Source organism: Stutzerimonas chloritidismutans, assembly GCF_020783375.1.
Lineage (GTDB): Bacteria > Pseudomonadota > Gammaproteobacteria > Pseudomonadales > Pseudomonadaceae > Stutzerimonas > Stutzerimonas kunmingensis.
Map to the genome: position 1 here is coordinate 964,330 of NZ_CP086067.1, position 17,430 is coordinate 981,759.

Consider the following 17,430-nt stretch of genomic DNA (forward strand, 5'->3'; position numbering starts at 1 on the left):
CATCCACCCTGCGTTGGGGGCTGGCCTTCGTAGGGTGGAAAACCTCGAAGCGTTTTCCACCAACGTTCCCCCGCGGTGGAAAAGCCTTCGGCGTTTTCCACCCAACGCTGCGACAACCCAAGCCAAACGCAGCTTCGCCTTCCCGCTTTGTTCATTTCACGCGACAATCCGCGGACTACAGCGCCCCCTGAGAGGCGCTCGGCAGCCGTGAGGATTTCCTATGAGCAGCAATGATCGCGTCATCATCTTCGACACCACCCTGCGCGACGGCGAGCAGAGCCCTGGCGCGTCCATGACCGGTGAGGAAAAGCTGCGCATCGCCCGGGCGCTGGAGCGGCTGAAGGTGGACGTGATCGAGGCCGGCTTCGCCATCGCCAGCCCCGGCGACTTCGCCGCGGTGAAGCTGGTTGCCGACAACATCAAGGACAGCACCGTGTGCAGCCTGGCGCGCGCTGTCGATGCCGACATCGAGCGTGCCGCCGAAGCGCTGGCCGGCGCCAATTCCGGGCGCATCCACACCTTTATCGCCACCAGCCCGATCCACATGCAGTACAAGCTGCGCATGCAGCCGGACCAGGTGGTCGAGCAGGCGGTGCGTGCGGTGAAGAAGGCGCGCAGCCTGTGCGCCGACGTGGAGTTCTCCTGCGAGGATGCCGGGCGCTCGGAGATCGATTTCCTCTGCCGCATCATCGAGGCTGCCATCGACGCCGGTGCGCGCACTATCAACATCCCGGACACCGTCGGCTATGCGATTCCGCACCAGTACGCCGACACCATCCGCCAGCTGCTCGAACGCATCCCCAACGCCGACAAGGCAGTGTTCTCGGTGCATTGCCACAACGACCTGGGCCTGGCCGTGGCCAACTCCCTCGCGGCAGTGGTCGCCGGTGCGCGGCAGGTGGAGTGCACCATCAACGGCCTCGGCGAGCGTGCCGGCAACGCCGCGCTGGAAGAGATCGTCATGGCGATCAAGACCCGCCAGGACCTGCTCGACGTACACACCCGCATCGAGACCGAGCACATTCTCGCGGCCTCGCGCCTTGTCTCGGGCATCACCGGCTTCCCGGTGCAGCCGAACAAGGCCATTGTCGGCGCCAACGCCTTCGCCCACGAGTCGGGCATCCACCAGGACGGCGTGCTCAAGCACCGCGAGACTTACGAAATTATGTCCGCCCAGTCGGTTGGCTGGAACGCCAACAAGATGGTGATGGGCAAGCATTCCGGCCGCGCCGCATTCCGTTCGCGTCTGGATGAGCTGGGCATCGTGCTCGAAGGCGACGAGCTGAATGCCGCGTTCGCCCGCTTCAAGGAGCTGGCCGACAAGAAGCACGAAATCTTCGACGAAGATCTGCAGGCACTGGTCTCCGACACCCTGGCCGACGAAGCGCCTGAGCACTTCAAGCTGGCCAGCCTGGAAGTCGCGAGCAAGACCGGCACCATCCCCGAAGCCAAGCTGGTGCTCAGCGTCGACGGTGCCGAGCGCAGCGCCCAGGCCCAGGGCTCCGGCCCGGTCGATGCAACCTTCAAGGCCATCGAGGCGGTCGCCGAATCGGGCGCCACGCTGCAATTGTATTCGGTCAACGCCATCACCCAGGGCACCGACTCCCAGGGTGAAGTCACCGTGCGGCTGGAGAAGGGCGGGCGCATCGTCAATGGCAACGGCGCCGATACCGATATCGTCGTCGCGTCGGCCAAGGCTTACCTGAACGCGCTGAATCTGATGCAGGTCGGCGCCAAGGCTCACCCACAGGTGGAAGGCGTTTGATCAACGAAGCCCGGCGTCTCGCCTACCTCGACGCCATGCAGGTGGCCAGCTGGCTGCCGCGTACCGAACTGCCTTTCGCTGCGCCGTCGCGGCCGGAGCTGCTGTTGCCGGTCGCGGCCGAAGCGGAGCCGGACATTGCCGTCGCTCCGCCAGCCGAGGTGCCGGTGGCCGCGCCGGTAGTGGAACGGGCACCCGCAGCACCTGTCGTCGAGCCGCCGCAGGCGCCGCGTCCGCGTATCGCCATGCCGGAACCCAAGCAGCCGGAACCGGTTGCTGCCGCGACGGAAGAACAAGCGGCCGAGCCAGCCAAACCGATCGAGCCGCCGCCACGTTTCTCGCTGCAGCTGATGCGCGCCGGCAACGTGCTGCTGGTGGTTGAACTGCCCACCGGCGAATCCTTCCAGAGCCGCGACCCGGCCTACATCCTGCTCAAGGACCTGCTGCGCGCCGCACGCCTGCCGGACAAGCCGCAGCAGGTCGGCGATGGCGAGCCGATTCGCTGGCCGCTGCTGAATAAGGGCAGCCTCGACCAGGGTGCCGAGGCCGCACGCGATTATGTGCAAGGCGTGATGGCCGCCGAGCTGGAAAACATGGGCTGCGACTGCATCTGGCTGATCGGTCGCCCGGCGCTGCGTTTCGCCGGTGAAGTGGATGTCGACGCCTGCTATCGCGAACTGGCTGTCGAGGGGCTCGGTCGCGCACTGGCGATGCCCGGCCTGGAACAGCTGATGGAGCAGCCAGCCGCCAAGGCCGAGCTGTGGAAAACCCTGCGCCGCAGCATGCCGCGCTGGCACATAGGTTCATGAGTACGTGTGATGAGTGATGCTGTCAGCTTCCGCCCGATGACCGCGGCGGACATCGAAGCCGTGTTGAAGATCGAGTACGCCGCCTTCAGCCACCCCTGGACGCGCGGCATCTTCAACGACGCGCTGAGTGCCTACGAGTGCTGGGTGATGTTCGAGGGCGAGCAGCAGGTCGGGCACGGCGTGATCAACCTGATCCTCGACGAGGCGCACCTGCTCAATATCACCGTCAAGCCGCAGAGCCAGGGCCGCGGCCTCGGCCTGTGCCTGCTCGAGCATCTGATGGAGCGTGCCCGCGAACGCGGCGGCCGCGAATGCTTCCTCGAGGTACGTGCGAGCAACACCACGGCCTATCGGCTTTACGAGCGTTATGGCTTCAACGAAGTTGGCCGGCGCCGGGCCTACTACCCGGCGGCAGACGGCCGTGAAGATGCGCTGGTGATGGCCTGTACGTTGCTGGATTGATTGCTGCGGGCTTCGGTTTTTGTGCTGGAGTTCGCCGGCGCCACGATCACGGTTGCCGACCTCTGACTGTCACCAGCCTCGGTAGGGTGGATCACGCTTCACCGATCCACCGTGCCCGCGCCCTGGTGGATGTAAAAAGCGACATCCACCCTACACCCACTGGACTGATTGCTGCGGGCCGACGCCCCGGCTTTTGGGCCGGCGCTCGTCGGCGCCCACGTCTCGCTGTTGCCGATCTCTGACTGTCGCCAGCCTTGTAGGGTGGATCGCGCTTCACCGATCCACCATGCTCGCGTCATGGTGGATGTAAAAAGCAAACATCCACCACGCCTACGCAAGGCAGCCGAGGCCGCCTTATGAGTTCCGCGGCCCTGTCGCTTCCGCCTACCGAGTGCGGCAAATGGCTCCGCTCTATTCCCCCGGCCGCTTGTCCCGTCCCGAATCCAGTGGGGCTTCGCCTTCCAGCTCTTCGTCCGACAGCACACTGTCGTCCTCGCGCAATACCGCATCGCCGCCGCTGAGGCCGGTGTCTTCGTCGCCTTCGGCGGGGCCATCCCAGGGTTTGCCGTCGAGCGGGTCATAGCGGCCGAGTTCGGCCTCGTCGAGATCCACATCGGCGCCGATCTCATGCTCGGAAACCACGCTCAGGTCCTGATCGGCCGGCTCGCCATGGCCGCGTTCGCTCGGCGAGCGTGCGCCGTCCTCGGGGATCAGCGTTTCCGGAGACATGTCGTCCATTGTGGTCTCGCCATCCGGGACTTCACCCGCGGTCATGCCTGCTTCGGCGGCACGTTCGGCGGTGAACTCGTCGGCCACCTGCTCACCGGGCACTTCGTCACCGATGCGGCCCTTGCGCTCGTCACGGCGCTGATCGAAATCGAGCTGTTCGATGGAGCCCATGCGGTCTTCGGTGTTGTCGATTTCCGTTGGGGTGTAGGTTTTTTGATCGCTCATGATCGTCTCCTGTCAGAACGTCGGTCATGCAGGTTGTGACCCGGCCGCCCTGGGAAGATTCAGGGCTGTCCGCTGGCCGATAACGCCATTCGGGTCCATCCTTTCCTGCGGCCATAGATGCCTGAGCGTCTTGAGAAAAGGGGACGAACCACCGCGCGTGATCCGGAGTCCTACTCTGCATGAATGATCAAAACGACCAACCCGCGCCAGAGCCTCGGCGCTACGCCTTCTTCTTCGATGTCGACGGAACGCTGGCTGAGATTCAGCCCCGACCGGAACTCGTCTTCATTCCACCGGCCACCCTCGCGGCCCTGGAACGCCTGCATGCCGGCGGCATTCCCGTCGCCGTGATCTCCGGCAGGCCGCTCGCGCAGCTCGATGCGCTGCTGGCGCCCCTGCAACTTCCCGCCGCCGGCGTGCACGGTGCCGAGCGCCGTGATGCCACGGGTGAGCTGCGCAACCTGGCACTCGACAATCAGGCCCTGGCGCGCATCCAGCGTGAGTTGCAGCAGGCCTGCAGCGAGCACCCCGGCCTGCACCTGGAGAACAAGAGCGTCGCCTTTGCCCTGCATTTTCGTCAGGCGCCGGAGCTGGAGGAGGTTGCCCGCACACTCGCCGAAGACTTCGCCCAGCGTTACGCCGAGGTACTGACCCTGCAGCCCGGAAAGTGCGTGTTCGAACTCAAGCCCCGCGGCGCGAGCAAGGGCGAGGTGATCCGCGCCTTCATGCAGGAAGCGCCGTTCTCCGGCTGCACTCCCGTGTTCCTTGGCGACGATCTCACCGACGAAGCCGGCTTTGCCGCCGTCAATGCGCTCGGCGGTCGGTCCATCAAGGTCGGCGACGGCCCCAGCGAGGCCCGCGAACGGGTGGCGTCGGTGGCTGCCGTCGGCACCTGGATCGAAGCGCTGCTGAACGAACTCGGTGTGCCGGCCGAACCCAGAACAAAACCCGACTAGAGCGAGATTTACTGCCATGAGCCGTTTAGTAGTGGTTTCCAACCGCGTGGCGCCAATCAAACCGGGCAAGGTAGCCGCCGGAGGGCTGGCCGTCGGTGTCTACGATGCGCTGCGCCAGGCCGGTGGCATCTGGTTCGGCTGGAGTGGCGAGATCAGCGCGACCCCGACGATCAACACCGAGGAAGTGGGCAACATCACCTACGTCACGCTGCCGCTGAACAAGCGTGACTACGACCAGTACTACCGCGGCTTCTCCAACAACACACTCTGGCCGATCTTCCACTACCGTATCGACCTGGCGCGCTACAGCCGCGAAGAATACGACGGCTACCGGCGGGTCAACGGCATGCTGGCCGAGAAGCTCCTACCGCTGCTTGAACCTGACGACATCATCTGGATTCATGACTACCACCTGATCCCGTTCGCCGAAGCCTGTCGCCAGCTGGGCATCCGCAACCGCATCGGCTTCTTCCTGCATATCCCGTTTCCCGCGCCGGAAATCCTCACCGCCATTCCGCCGCACAACGAGCTGCTGAAGACCCTCTGCTACTACGACCTGATCGGCTTCCAGACCGACACCGATCGCCTGGCCTTTCAGGACTACATCACCCGCGAAGTGCGCGGTGTGATCGAGCCGGACGGCAGCCTGACCGCCTACGGGCAGAACTTCCGCGCCGGGGTTTACCCGATCGGCGTGGTACCGGACGAAATCCAGAAGCTCGCCGAAGGCTACAAGGGCCGCGCCCATCCCATGCGCCGGGCCAGCGATACCCGGCGCCAGACCATCATCTCGGTCGACCGCCTGGACTACTCCAAGGGCCTGGTGGAGCGCTTCCGCGCCTACGAGGAGTTTCTCGACCGCTATCCCAAGCACCGCAACAACGTCGAATTCCTGCAGATCGCGCCGACCTCGCGTTCCGACGTGCGCACCTATCAGCACATCCGCGAGCAGCTCGAAAGCCAGGCCGGGCATCTCAACGGGCGCCTGTCCGATCTTGACTGGACGCCGCTGCACTACCTCAACAAGAGCTACGACCGCCGCGTGCTGATGGGGCTGTTCCGCACCGCCGACGTCGGCTTCGTCACGCCGCTGCGCGACGGCATGAACCTGGTCGCCAAGGAATACGTCGCCGCGCAGGACCCGGAAGATCCCGGCGTGCTGGTGCTGTCGCGCTTCGCCGGCGCCGCACGCGAGCTGACCTCCGCGCTGATCGTCAATCCGTACGACTGCGTCGGCATGGCGGAAGCGCTCGACCGTGCCCTGAGCATGCCGCTGGCCGAGCGCAAGGACCGCTACGAGCACCTGATGCGCGCGATCCGCGCCGCCGATCTGGATGCCTGGCGTGACAACTTCATGCGTGACCTGCGCTCGTTCGTCTCCCAGCCCAGCACCACGGTCATCGAGACGGAAGAACTCGTCGAGCCGGACTGATCGCCCGTGCGAGCCGGCCTTGCTTGTCAAAGGCCAGGCCGGCTCGTAAGGTGCGGGGCCGAACCATAGGGACAACGTAGATGAGCGAGCTGGAACCGCTGTTCGAGAACAACGCCCGCTGGGCCGAGGCCATCAAGGAAGAAGACCCCACCTTCTTCGAGAAACTGTCCAAGCAGCAGGCGCCGGAATACCTGTGGATCGGCTGCTCCGATGCCCGCGTGCCCGCCAACGAGATCGTAGGCCTGCTGCCGGGCGACCTGTTCGTCCATCGCAACGTCGCCAATGTCGTGCTGCACACCGACCTCAACTGCCTGTCGGTCATCCAGTACGCGGTCGACGTGCTCAAGGTCAAACACATCCTCGTCACCGGTCATTACGGCTGCGGTGGCGTGCGCGCCTCCATGCGTGACGACCAGCTGGGCCTGATCGACGGCTGGCTGCGCAGCATCCGCGACCTCTACTACGAGCATCGCGTGCACCTGTCCAAGCTGGCCAGCGAAGAGGAGCAGGTCGACCGCCTGTGCGAGCTCAACGTGATCCAGCAGGTCGCCAACGTCAGCCACACCACCATCGTTCAGAATGCCTGGCACCGCGGCCAGCCGCTGGCCGTGCACGGCTGCATCTACGGCATCAAGGATGGCCTGTGGAAGAACCTCAACGTCACCGTCAGCGGGCTCGATCAGCTGCCGTCGCAATACCGCCTGCGCCCACCGCGTAACGCCTGATGAACAGCCGCCACGCCCCGGCCTTTGCCGGTCTGCTTATCGCTGTGCTCTGCTGGAGCGGCAACGCATTGGTCGCCCGTGCCTTCTATGACCAGATCCCGCCGCTGAGCCTGTCGTTCTGGCGCTGGGTGCTGGCCACGACAATGCTGTTGCCCTTCGTGGCGAAAGGCATCTGGACCCATCGAGCGGCCCTGCGTGCTGCCGGCTGGCGCCTGCCGGTGATCGCCGCGCTCGGCATCGCCAGTTACAACTCGCTGCTCTACACCGCTGCGCAAAGCACCGAAGCGATCAACCTGACGCTGGTGAATACCTGCCTGCCGCTAGCAACCTTCATCGGCGCGGGTTTTCTGCTCGGTGAATGGCCGCTGCGCCGCGCCTGGTTCGGCATGGCTGTGGCGGCGGCGGGGCTGCTCTACCTGATCAGCCGTGGCAGCTGGCAGACGTTCGCCAGCCTGTCGTTCAAGGCCGGCGACCTCATCATGCTGCTGGCCGTGCTGGTGTGGGCGCTGTACACGCTGCTGCTGCGGCGCTGGTCGAGTTTCCTCACCGTGCCACCGCTGGTGCTGCTCGGCGTGCTGATGCTGCTGGGCGTGCCGCTGATCCTGCCGTTCTACCTGTACGAACTGAGCCGGGTAGGGGGCTTCGCCGCCACACCGGCCAACCTCGGCGCCATCGGCTACACCGCTGTGTTCGCCTCGCTGATCGCCTACCTCGCCTGGAACCACGGCGTAAAAGTCGTCGGCGCCGCCAAGGCCGCCATGGCCAGCTACCTGATGCCCGTGTTCACCGCGCTGCTCGGCTGGCTATTACTCGGCGAAGCCCTGCAGCCCTTCCACTGGATCGGCGGCGCCCTGATCTTCGCCGGCCTGCTGTTGGCCACGCGGCCGTCGTTTCGCTAAGCCCGTAGCATTCCTACCTACGCGGCCCGAGCTATGCGCCCCCAACCGTTCGTAACTAACCGTTTGAAAAGGATAAAAAATCTACAGAGCCAGGGTTGACAGCCCAAACCGACAAGAGAATAATGCGCGCCACTTGGCTACATAGCTCAGTTGGTTAGAGCGCAGCATTCATAATGCTGATGTCCCAGGTTCAAGTCCCGGTGTAGCCACCAGACAAAACAAGGGGTTAGCGAAAGCTAGCCCCTTTTTTGTTTGTGCCGGTGACTACGAAGTGACTACGGCTCGACTACTCCCCGTGGAGCCGGATACTCTCGCCAGCATTCGAGCCCGGATGCATGGAATGCCACACCCCCTGCCTCAAAGCACTGACGCGTCACGCGAGAAAATCGCAACGCTAGTCGGTAAGTGCACTCTCAATTTTCAGCGATACGAAGTTTTCCTTAAGGAGCTCCTGCCTCTTCTTGATCAGACTTTCGATGCATCTGATGCGGGAGCGAAGCAGATTGCTTTTAATACGACCCTTGGCTCGCTGATCAAAGCTTTTCGCTCTGTAGCTCTTTCCTATGAAGGCCGATGCGGAGCGATCGAGACACCGAATCAAACCGAGGCTCGGGAAAGTCTGAACATAAGGTTCTACCAAGTCTTTGCGACTGAAGAAAGTTACGTTGCTCAGCTGGAGTCATTAGAAAGCTTGGTAAGGGAGCGGAATTACCTGGCTCATCACTTCCTCGAAGATTTCAGCCTCGATAGCGAAGATTCGTGCGAAGGAGCTGAGCTTTATCTCAACAGCTTGTTGCTGCGAACCAGGGAGTGGTTAAGCGAGTTGAAGATGTTCGCTGAGCTTATGACTCGAGCGCGTGAAGAGGCGGCTAAGCGCTTGGCCGATCCGAACGTGGCCTGCAGATTGTTTACTTTGCCACCACGCAACCGCGACGAGTGGAGCGCGTTGGATGAGGTGAAAGCGCTCCGGGATGCCGAAAAGCTCAGTGCGCCAGACGGATACACTGATCTAGCTAGCGCAACCGCATACCTTCAATGCCTAGGCGTAGCCGAGGACGCTTTTCGCCAAATCGGACTTAACAGTTGGCAGCAGCTTGTTGCCGAGTCAGGGTGCTTTGAGCTCATCAAGAGAAAAGATGAGATCACGGGAAAGTGGGTTCGCTGGTACCGTTCAAAGCAGCTCAGGGCTGAGTAGCTTTCGCCATTACACGGAGTTGTGAGAGTGGCGAGAGCCGCAGTGCCGATTCCAAGTGATCCGGCGACAGGTGCGCGTAGCGCATGGTCATCGTGATCGACGAGTGCCCCAGGATCCGTTGCAAGCCAAGAATGTCCCCACCGGCCATCATGTAATGACTGGCGAACGTGTGCCGCAGGATGTGGGTCATCTGGCCCGGTGTATCGAAGCCGCAACGCTTGTATGCACACCGAAAGGCCGACCGGCAGGGCATGAACAGCCGACCGTTTCCAGGCATGCCCACCTTCAACGCCAGATCCTCAACATCCTTCGGGATCGGTACGGATCTCGACTGTCGATTCTTGGTTCGGTGGAAGTGAGCCTTGCCACCGTAGATCGCGGCACGGGTCAGCGACTCGGCTTCGTCCCAGCGGGCACCGGTAGCCAAGCAGAGTAGGGCGACGGGGTAGGTGTGATTGTTGGTGGAGCGTTTGCACTCTTCGAGCAGCTGGCGGATCTGCGGCAGCGTGAGAAAGGTCAGCTCTACCTGATCGGTCTTGATCTGGCGGACATTGGCGAGCGGGTTCTTTCCTACCCAGGCACCGAGCCGGATCAGCTCCGCGAACACGGCGGACAGGTAGCGTTGCTCGTGGTTGACCGTATGCGGAGACGCCTCTTTCAACCGTTGCTGCCGATACCGCGCCCATGCCAGTGCATCGAAGGAAGAGGCGAGCGGATCGCCAAGCCGTTTCGCGATCGCCAACGTTCTCGACAGGCGTGTCTTCTCGTCCTTGAGCGTGCAACCGTGCAGCTGATGCCAGAGGTTCACCAGATCCGACAGCCGATCATCTAGCGGTCGCCCGGTTAGCGTCAGGCTCTTGAAGAAATCCGTTTCGTAGCGCTGGGCAGCGGCCTTGGTCAGAAAGCCCTTCTTGCGGATACGGCGTCCGCTTCTCCCGTTTTCGTAGAAGTCAGCGGTCCACGTCTTACCGTCCTTCCTTGCCGTCATATAGCGCGACCCCATCGCACATGCCGTTCCTGGAGCAGGTTCTTGATGTGCTTGTATAGATCCCGCTCTGCCATGTCCTTGGCAGCGTAGTGATCGCGAATCACCGGCCAGCATTCCCATTCCTTCAGTCGATCAAATGCGGTTTTAGCGCCCACTCGCTCCCGTGCCAGCAGGCTTACGAAGTTTCCCAAGAACAGTTCCACGTTCTTGCCCGAGAAGCCCCGTGACGTCTTGTAGTAGCGCTTGTATTCGGTTTCATCGACCAGAGAGTCGACCGGCACATCGACACGGATGTCATCGCGAATCAGCGTCCAAATGGGCTCGAAATAGCCGGGGCGGGCGAGCAGCTTGAATTGACCCAGCCCGTAACGCCACAGACCGTCCAGATGGGCTGAGAAGGCGGCATAGGAGTCCGTTTCGAGGGCTTGGCCGGTCTTCGCGTCAATCGAGCCGCTGGCGAACTGCTGGACGACCGAATGGTGATAGCGCAGCTCGATGCGCCATACATCCTGGCTCGGATCGTAGTTCTCGGGATCGGTCGAATCGAACGAATTACGGCGACGCCAGACGCTTTCCCAGTAGTCGAGTTTGTCTTGGGAGCGAGCCTGGATCGTCTTGTTGTAGATTCCGAGCTGTACGCCACCAGCGGAGCCGAACAGGAAGGATTGCCCCCGACCATAGGTGGCAGCTTCCATGGTCCATTGAATCTCCTTGATGCCCGAAATATCGCGGTTTGCACGAGCGCGACAGTGCATGCGAGCGGTCAGGTCAGCTGGGGGCGTCCAGCCTTGCAGATCCAAGGCGAGGTGGACGGCGCATTGGTTCCGCTCGCGGTTGGTCATTACGGCTGCAGCGTAGTAGTCCATCCGCTCTTGCAGACGCTCAGGCGACAGGGCGTCGATGGCATGCGGTGACACTTCGATTTTCAGGTGTGGGCCGATCTGTTCCAGCTTCGCGTTGAAATTCTTGATGAGCAGGATGAAGCCGAGGTCAGCGTTCTGCAGCTTGTACTGGTAGCCCGAGTCCCGGCCAACACGACCGGCGTGCCAGAACTCCCCGGCGAACTCGACCATGACGCCCGGTTTCTCGAACAGGGCCATGACCTCGGGACGGATCAGTCCGCGGTACAGCTGGCGGACCGTATCGACGCCGCAGTGCAACAAGCGGACGTTGGATAGATCGGCTATCCGGGCTGTGCCCGGGTCAACGAACAACCGGCTTCGGCTGTCTTCCAACCCGGTCAGGAGATCGATTCGTTTGAAGTCTTTATTGGCCATTCTGTTTCCCCTTCACTATGGGTTACTAAGGTTGTTCGGTTGGATTTATCTGACGTGCTACAGGGACGTCAGCGCGCGCGTTTGCACGCCGGCTCGTGCCTCGCCGCGCGTGCAAAGAGCGCGGAGCGCACGCGCGCTGACGGTCATCACCACAGGAATTTCCCCTTCTCATAGGGCACGACGACCACAGACGAGCCTTTAGGGGCTGACTGCAGGCCGCTGGCGACCGCCTGTTCAAGTGCCGGAGGCGGACTGTCGGCGTGCATCGGCGCTTGTGGCGGTTCCGGGTCGGGCTTGGTGTCGTCGAAGTAGCCGTTCTGCACGACCGACATGCAGAAGCCGAACGACACTTCCAGCCGCGTGCCTTGCTGGGTGTTGCACCGACACCCCGTCAGCCCTTCATCGCTGTCACCAACCTGCATGCGCTTGTAATTGCGGGCGATCAGATCGCGGTCGGTGGTGGCGATACACACGGGCTTCGGAAAGGTCTGCGGCGCTGTAAGGCCGTCATACACCGGCGCCGATGCCGGCAGGTCCTGCACCCTGGGCACGCGCTTGCCCAGGTACTGCTCGACGGTGAGCGGTGCGGCCCGTTCGGTGTCGGCGCTTGGCCGGATAAAGGCGCCGACCGTATCCCTTACCTGATCGACCATGCTCCCGGCCGGCGCGCTGCTGGTGGCTTCGAGCGCGGTTTTCTCGGTGTTGTAGCGCTCGTAAGCGCGATAAACGAGGATGCCGGCACCGACCAGCACGCAGATGGCCAGGATGAACTTGGTCGGCACCTTGGCCTGGAAGTGGTGCTTGGCGTTGCTGCTGGTGTAGGCACCGAAGTAGCGCTTATCCAGGCGCAGCGACTTCTTGTCGGCGTCCTTGAAGCTTGTCTTCAGCTCGACCTTTTCCACTACCACTTCCGACTCGAAGCGCAGCAGCTGGGCGGACTTGAAGACGCGCCAGTAGTGGATGTGCGTGTTGCACAGCCGGCGCAGGTGCACATCGAGATATCGCGGGTCCTGAGTGACGAGATGCACTTCGTGACCCTGGTGGCGCATGGTCTCGAAGCGGGTGATGTGCTCCGGTGGCCGCGCCCGTGGATCGCGCGCGCCGAACCAGCCCTGCGCTTCGTCGACGACGATGATTGAATCGTTCGGCAGCTCGAACCACTTTTCGGGATCTTCGAACTCGAACCACTGCGCTTGCAGCTGATCGGGCTTGAGGCCGTTGATGTTGTGGAAGTAGACGACACGACCTTCGGCGTGGGCCTTCTGATCGACTTCGCGGATGGTGTTCAGGGTCTTGCCATGGCCGGGCTTGCCGGTGCGGATAACGAGCATAGCGGCGCCTCCTTAGGCTTCGATGGAGGTGCCGCCCGGCTTGTGCCAGACCTGATTGCGACGGCGGTCGGTGGCCTTGTCGATCCCGGCGAGCATGAAGCGCGTGGAGATGGCGGCGAAGTACAGGTTCACCACCACATCGAATTTGGCCAGCCCGAGAATCCCCTGGATCACCGGCCCCACATCGCCCATCAGGCCGAACAGGTAGTCCTGGGCTTGGCCGATGATCAGGTTGAAGCCGATATACGAGACGAAGCCGAAACCGATCATCTTCAGCACCATCTTCACCAGCGGGCCGAGGATGATGACGAGCATCTGCACGATGAAGAGAAACTGCATCACTGACCTCCTACGGAGCGGCCCACATACAGGGCAGCGAGCACGGTAGCCACGGCCACGAATAGGCCGCTCAAGTCACTGGCGGCGCGGCAGAGGGGCTCGTAACTGAGCTGGAAGGAGCGCCCGCCGCCAGTGCGCAGGCTGAAGCTCTCGGCGGCAGGGCACGTAGCCGGCAGGAAGCGGGTGCCCTGGTTGATGAAGGACGGCAGCTGAATCTCGGCGCCTTCCTCGAGCTGAAACTTGTCGCCCTGGACAGCGGATTCGATGGCCGGCTTGTGCTTTTCGAAGTCGGCCTGTTCTTCAGCGTGGCAGCGCAGTTCCTTTTGCTGGCGAAGGATGGCGCACTGCACGGCATCGCCCGTGCACTTCACCTCAGCGTCACAGGCTTCGCCTTCTACGCTGGACTTGCCGCACTTGTTTGGGTCCTTGGCGGGGTCGCATTCGGCTTCGCCATCACCTTCACCGTCTCCTTCGCCATCGCCATCGCCATCACCATCACCGTTGCCCTCGCCATCACCTTCGCCATCACCTTCGCCATCGCCGTCACCGTCGCCGTCACCGTCTCCTTCGCCATCCCCCTCGCCGTCTCCATCACCTTCACCGTCACCCTCGCCGTCCTCATCGCCATCGCCGGGCTCATCGGGATCGGGGTTTTCGGTGTCATCACAGCCACCGACCTCGACTTCGGGGTCACACGGCTCCGGAGGCTCAACGCTGCAGAAGGTGCCGTTCCAGACGTAGCCATCTGGGCACGTGTTATCGGGGTCAGGTGTCGGGGTTTCGTCGGGGTCGGTCTGTTGGCCAGGATTGCCCGGCTCCTTGCGGGTGTCTTCGTTGCACTCGATGCCGTTGCCGGTATAGCTGTAAACGCCAAACACGCCGGACGGATTGCCGCTGCTGTAGACGTAGACGTTGCTGGCCGGGGTGAAGCCGAAGGCGTACTGGCAGCTATTGGCGCAGACCGAGCCGGGCGGATCGATCACAGGCTGACCGACCGCTTCCTTCATCTTGTGTTCGTGGGTGACGACCTGGCCGATGGTCGCTTCGCAGCGGTTCGGCGTCTCGCACCGGAAGGTGGACGGGTTGTAAACGGTGCCTGCTGGGCAACTGGTCCCGTGGCGAAAGATGGTGATGCTTCGGGGACTGGCCAGAGCGTTGGTTACACAGGAATAGGAGATGCCCGTGGTGTTGTAGGCCTGCGAGGTGATGCTCGCCGACCGACTGGTGGCGAACGCGGCGCAGCCCTGCGCAGGGTCGGCGCCACGCCAATCAAATTTGTACGCGCCAGCACTCACTCCAGCGGTCCAATAAAAGTCTTCTGCCTGTGCTACCTGCATGAAGAGCGAGGCCAAAGCGAAGACGAGAATGATCAGTGGTGAACGATCCATCCCTACACCCGCCCAAAAAACACGAGATAAAACGCCAGAGTGGTGAGGATCAGGACGTACAGTTCGTAGCTCATGGCGTTTCCCTGGAAGAGAAAACCCCGCCGGAGCGGGGTTTGTTTGCTTCGGCACATGCAGTGCGTGGTTTCCGGTTACAGGGCGCGGCGCATGTACTTGAACGCCATCGCGGCGATGATCACGGCGAACACCGCCCAGCCGATGGTCCCAACGTCGGTGCCGGCGGTGTCGAGGGCTTCGGTGGCTTCGGCCGGGACGGCGGCGTAGGCCTGTTGAACAGCCAGCAGGCCGGTTGCAGCAGCGGCGCCCAGGGAGCGGCGCAGGGTCTTGATGTGTTGCATGGTTGATACCTCACTGTTTCAGGGCTTTTTTCAGGACCAGGAAGCCGAACACGGTGGCGAATAGAACAATCGCTTCGCCTTGCAGCTCGGAGACTTGGTCCCAGGTCAGTGCAGAGCCGTAGAGGCTTTGCATTTCCTCGACCGTGAGGGCGACCAGCGAGCCGGAGCAGATGGGCGAGCCATCGGCGCCTTGCAGCCAGTCACCGTCACAGGCGAGGAAATTCATTCGCCGGCCTGCTCGAGGTCGGCGGTTGCTTCGGAGGGTTCGCAGTCGGGGCAGACGGCGAAGTGGGGCGGCAGGCTGAGGTCTGGCAGCAGGTCGCTTTGCGGCGCGGGGAGCGCCATGAGCTTGCCCATGTCGTTTCCGCAGCAGTCGCAGTACACCCGGTCATCGATCAGCATGGCCGCCCCTCCCGGTTAGTTCGCTTTGGCCGGTTCCGGCTGGGTGCCGGATGGCTTGGCGGTTGGGGTCGGTTGCTGGGTGGGCTTGGCGGGCTGGGTGGCGGGCTTCACCGATTCCAAGTGCAGGCAGAGATTGTTGCCCTTCTGTTTGCCGGCTCGGGCAACCTCGAAGTGGATGCGGACGGTTTCCAGCGGTTCGAAGTTGGCGCCGGAGGCAAACACTTCGTCGGCCACTTCCAGGGGAACATCCATGCTGACGATGGACAGGCCGTTTTCGGTCTGGCCGTCCGGCTCATCGCCATAGAAGACTTTGACGATCTTTACTTCGCTGCCGTTTTGGCTGAAGGCGAGTTTCTGAGTGCCGAGAAATGCAACTTCCATAGTCGAACGTGCCATCTTGTGTTTCCTCTCTCTAGTTGCGCTTTATTGCGCGGCTTTGCTTTCTGCAGGCCGAGCGATCCCGAACCGGTGAACTCGCAAGTTCGCCGAGGTGATCTGTTACTTGGCCTACCGGTTAAAACTTCGCGTTGTGCGTGTTCTCTAGTTGGTTAACACCAAGGGCTTTGCCCTTGTCATCCCACTCTTGCCGCCGAGGGCTCGGGAGCGCGGGGCGGTGAAGCTGCCCCACACTCACGAGCGGAGGCTGTTTCTGTTCGTGCAGGGTCAAGGGTGCGCTCCGCCCGTGCTTCCGTTCGCCGGATCGGTGAAGCGTGATCCGACGAGCCGGGAGCGCGGCCCAGGACCTGTTCGGCCTCGGTCGGGGTTTCGGCTAGAACGGAAACTGCTCGCTCGGCGCCGAGGTTGAATCTTGGTAAGCAACGCTCCACCACTTCGCGGGGCGGTCGGGTGGCATGTGCTTCTCGCAGATAAAGGCCGGTTCCACTGTCCACTCCGAGACCAGAGGCTTCCAGGTTCCACCGACGCAGCCCATTTGCAGCGTGCGTATCGGCCGTGCAGCGGCGGGGAGGCATTGGGCGCAGCGTGTGGACGGGGAGGGAGCGGGTTTCGCCACTTCGTGTCCGGACCAGCAGACAGAGCAGTCGCAGTCCGGTGCGTGGGGAAGCCGGTTGTAGGCGCTCATGGTCGATGGCCTCATTCATCGGCGTAATCCCCCTGGCAGAACACCGACTTGCCCCGCTCAATGTCGCGGCGGATGCGGTGCAGGTTGATGACGCGGCGGCGGCCTATCTTCACCGTCGGGAGGGTGTAGGTTTCCACCCAGCCGCGCACAACGTCTTCGGTGATCTGCTCGACGCCCATCATTTCGGCCAACACGAGCTGCGTGCAGAACGGCGCTTCTCGGAAGCTGACGATCCGTTCGGCTTGGCCTTCGATGGTTAACCCCACTACACCAGACTGCTCCATAGCTTTTGCCCTATAATCATCCAATCGACCACTAAGTAATACTTACTAAGCTGAGCGCATTATGCCTCATGCGTTACTGAGTACAAGCTACTAAGTAGATCATTTTAGAATGATAAAAGAGCGGCTTATAAGCCTTTTTGATAGCAAGCGAACAAGTGTCTGGTTTGAGAAAGAAACCGGCATCGACCGGTATCGGTGGGGCAACATTCGCAACGGTAAGGCGCGCCTTTCTGATGCAGAGATCGAAGCTGTCGTGAAGGTCTTTCCTCAGTACGCTTTATGGCTTGTTACTGGGACCACCGCACCCGAGTGCGGCCAGACAAGCCCCGAGTACGATGAGGCCAACCGAAACTTGACCAATCCAAACGCGGGATAGCGATTACACAGGAAGTAGCTAGGCGCTGGTACGCCCGAAGGAACGGAGGAGGGGACGGATATGGATATTGAGCGTGCGCTGCTTAAAGCAGGCGTGACCGTGGCTGCGATGTTTGCCATCTACCAAGGCACGCAAGGGATGCAAGAGTTTGCCAAGTCGCGCTCAGAGAAAGCCCACCAAGAAGTCCAGGCGCAGCAAATGGAGCGGGAGAAAAAAGAACAAGCCGAGGGCTACATCGAATCCCTTCGTGTGAAGGAAGCCGAACGGCGCCGCTCGGAAGCAGCGAGTTCTGTTCCTGGCGAGACCGACGAAGACTCGCCTAACCCAAACGGAAACATCGATCACACAGAAAGTAGCTAGGTGCTGGTACGCCCGAAAGACTTAGGGAGAAGTCATGCAAGCTGATTGGAATGA

Annotated in this window: 22 protein-coding genes and 1 tRNA gene; 11 read left to right on the plus strand and 12 right to left on the minus strand. The window is 62.2% G+C overall.

Translation table 11 applies throughout. The features are described 5' to 3' along the window. Positions 1-220 precede the first annotated feature (220 nt). From LLJ08_RS04380 to rimI, 3 genes are read left to right on the plus strand one after another with little or no spacing between them, the layout of a single operon-like run. Complete coding sequence (locus tag LLJ08_RS04380; protein WP_014819297.1) at positions 221-1,765, plus strand: 2-isopropylmalate synthase; 1,545 nt, start codon at positions 221-223, stop codon at positions 1,763-1,765. Continuing rightward, the gene (locus LLJ08_RS04385; RefSeq protein ID WP_228208293.1) at positions 1,762-2,571 is read left to right on the plus strand and encodes an energy transducer TonB; all 810 of its coding nucleotides are present in this window, start codon (positions 1,762-1,764) and stop codon (positions 2,569-2,571) included. The genes LLJ08_RS04380 and LLJ08_RS04385 overlap by 4 nt, the downstream gene beginning before the upstream one ends. Before the next feature lie 9 nt (positions 2,572-2,580). Next, entirely contained in the window at positions 2,581-3,033 is a 453-nt protein-coding gene (gene rimI, locus LLJ08_RS04390; protein ID WP_228208294.1) for a ribosomal protein S18-alanine N-acetyltransferase, read from the plus strand. A gap of 411 nt (positions 3,034-3,444) precedes the next feature. On the opposite strand, the gene LLJ08_RS04395 is transcribed toward rimI, so the two are convergent. Beyond that, positions 3,445-3,987, minus strand: a complete 543-nt coding sequence (locus LLJ08_RS04395) for a hypothetical protein (protein WP_228208295.1) — start codon at positions 3,985-3,987, stop codon at positions 3,445-3,447. A 179-nt stretch (positions 3,988-4,166) separates the two neighbouring features. On the opposite strand from LLJ08_RS04395, the gene otsB reads away from it, so the two are divergent. From otsB to LLJ08_RS04425, 6 genes are all read left to right on the plus strand, one after another. Then, positions 4,167-4,943 carry a trehalose-phosphatase gene (gene otsB / locus LLJ08_RS04400; RefSeq protein WP_023445851.1) on the plus strand — a complete coding sequence of 259 codons (777 nt, stop codon included), beginning with the start codon at positions 4,167-4,169 and terminating at the stop codon, positions 4,941-4,943. Between the two features lie 16 nt (positions 4,944-4,959). Then, positions 4,960-6,375 (plus strand): alpha,alpha-trehalose-phosphate synthase (UDP-forming), encoded by a 1,416-nt coding sequence (gene otsA, locus LLJ08_RS04405; protein WP_011914307.1) that lies wholly within the window; start codon positions 4,960-4,962, stop codon positions 6,373-6,375. A gap of 80 nt (positions 6,376-6,455) precedes the next feature. After that, a complete protein-coding gene (gene can / locus LLJ08_RS04410; RefSeq protein WP_003298965.1) occupies positions 6,456-7,100 on the plus strand; it encodes a carbonate dehydratase in 645 nt (214 codons plus the stop codon). Then, complete coding sequence (locus LLJ08_RS04415; protein WP_218421794.1) at positions 7,100-7,999, plus strand: DMT family transporter; 900 nt, start codon at positions 7,100-7,102, stop codon at positions 7,997-7,999. Before can ends, LLJ08_RS04415 begins: the two co-directional genes overlap by 1 nt. 135 nt (positions 8,000-8,134) lie before the next feature. Further along, positions 8,135-8,211, plus strand: a tRNA-Met gene (locus tag LLJ08_RS04420). Positions 8,212-8,339: 128 nt separating this feature from the next. Further along, the gene (locus tag LLJ08_RS04425; RefSeq protein ID WP_228208296.1) at positions 8,340-9,194 is read left to right on the plus strand and encodes a hypothetical protein; all 855 of its coding nucleotides are present in this window, start codon (positions 8,340-8,342) and stop codon (positions 9,192-9,194) included. On the opposite strand, the gene LLJ08_RS04430 is transcribed toward LLJ08_RS04425, so the two are convergent. From LLJ08_RS04430 to LLJ08_RS04480, 11 genes are all read right to left on the minus strand, one after another. Continuing rightward, complete coding sequence (locus LLJ08_RS04430; RefSeq protein ID WP_179486396.1) at positions 9,181-10,182, minus strand: phage integrase; 1,002 nt, start codon at positions 10,180-10,182, stop codon at positions 9,181-9,183. The genes LLJ08_RS04425 and LLJ08_RS04430 overlap by 14 nt on opposite strands. Continuing rightward, positions 10,179-11,459, minus strand: a complete 1,281-nt coding sequence (locus LLJ08_RS04435; RefSeq protein WP_228208297.1) for a hypothetical protein — start codon at positions 11,457-11,459, stop codon at positions 10,179-10,181. Before LLJ08_RS04435 ends, LLJ08_RS04430 begins: the two co-directional genes overlap by 4 nt. 146 nt (positions 11,460-11,605) lie before the next feature. Next, a complete protein-coding gene (locus LLJ08_RS04440) occupies positions 11,606-12,790 on the minus strand; it encodes a zonular occludens toxin domain-containing protein (protein WP_179485809.1) in 1,185 nt (394 codons plus the stop codon). 12 nt (positions 12,791-12,802) lie between these two features. Beyond that, on the minus strand, positions 12,803-13,129 hold the full coding sequence (locus tag LLJ08_RS04445; protein ID WP_179485150.1) for a DUF2523 domain-containing protein: 327 nt from the start codon (positions 13,127-13,129) through the stop codon (positions 12,803-12,805). After that, entirely contained in the window at positions 13,129-14,517 is a 1,389-nt protein-coding gene (locus LLJ08_RS04450) for a virulence factor TspB C-terminal domain-related protein (RefSeq protein ID WP_228208298.1), read from the minus strand. The genes LLJ08_RS04445 and LLJ08_RS04450 overlap by 1 nt, the downstream gene beginning before the upstream one ends. 149 nt (positions 14,518-14,666) lie before the next feature. Beyond that, the gene (locus tag LLJ08_RS04455) at positions 14,667-14,873 is read right to left on the minus strand and encodes a major capsid protein (protein WP_049325188.1); all 207 of its coding nucleotides are present in this window, start codon (positions 14,871-14,873) and stop codon (positions 14,667-14,669) included. Positions 14,874-14,883: 10 nt separating this feature from the next. Then, positions 14,884-15,099: a hypothetical protein gene (locus LLJ08_RS04460; protein ID WP_015277797.1), complete on the minus strand. Its 216-nt coding sequence runs from the start codon at positions 15,097-15,099 to the stop codon at positions 14,884-14,886. Further along, positions 15,096-15,275 (minus strand): hypothetical protein, encoded by a 180-nt coding sequence (locus LLJ08_RS04465; RefSeq protein WP_104098622.1) that lies wholly within the window; start codon positions 15,273-15,275, stop codon positions 15,096-15,098. The genes LLJ08_RS04460 and LLJ08_RS04465 overlap by 4 nt, the downstream gene beginning before the upstream one ends. A 15-nt stretch (positions 15,276-15,290) precedes the next feature. Continuing rightward, positions 15,291-15,671: a hypothetical protein gene (locus LLJ08_RS04470; RefSeq protein WP_228208299.1), complete on the minus strand. Its 381-nt coding sequence runs from the start codon at positions 15,669-15,671 to the stop codon at positions 15,291-15,293. Positions 15,672-16,044: 373 nt separating this feature from the next. Then, positions 16,045-16,371 carry a lysogeny maintenance protein PflM gene (gene pflM / locus LLJ08_RS04475; RefSeq protein ID WP_336512828.1) on the minus strand — a complete coding sequence of 109 codons (327 nt, stop codon included), beginning with the start codon at positions 16,369-16,371 and terminating at the stop codon, positions 16,045-16,047. Continuing rightward, complete coding sequence (locus tag LLJ08_RS04480) at positions 16,368-16,640, minus strand: hypothetical protein (protein WP_023445839.1); 273 nt, start codon at positions 16,638-16,640, stop codon at positions 16,368-16,370. Before LLJ08_RS04480 ends, pflM begins: the two co-directional genes overlap by 4 nt. 109 nt (positions 16,641-16,749) lie before the next feature. Between LLJ08_RS04480 and LLJ08_RS21075 the strand changes: the two genes are divergently transcribed. Then, positions 16,750-17,016: a DNA-binding protein gene (locus tag LLJ08_RS21075; protein WP_080977928.1), complete on the plus strand. Its 267-nt coding sequence runs from the start codon at positions 16,750-16,752 to the stop codon at positions 17,014-17,016. Between the two features lie 60 nt (positions 17,017-17,076). Further along, complete coding sequence (locus LLJ08_RS04490; protein WP_228208301.1) at positions 17,077-17,376, plus strand: hypothetical protein; 300 nt, start codon at positions 17,077-17,079, stop codon at positions 17,374-17,376. Positions 17,377-17,430 lie beyond the last annotated feature (54 nt).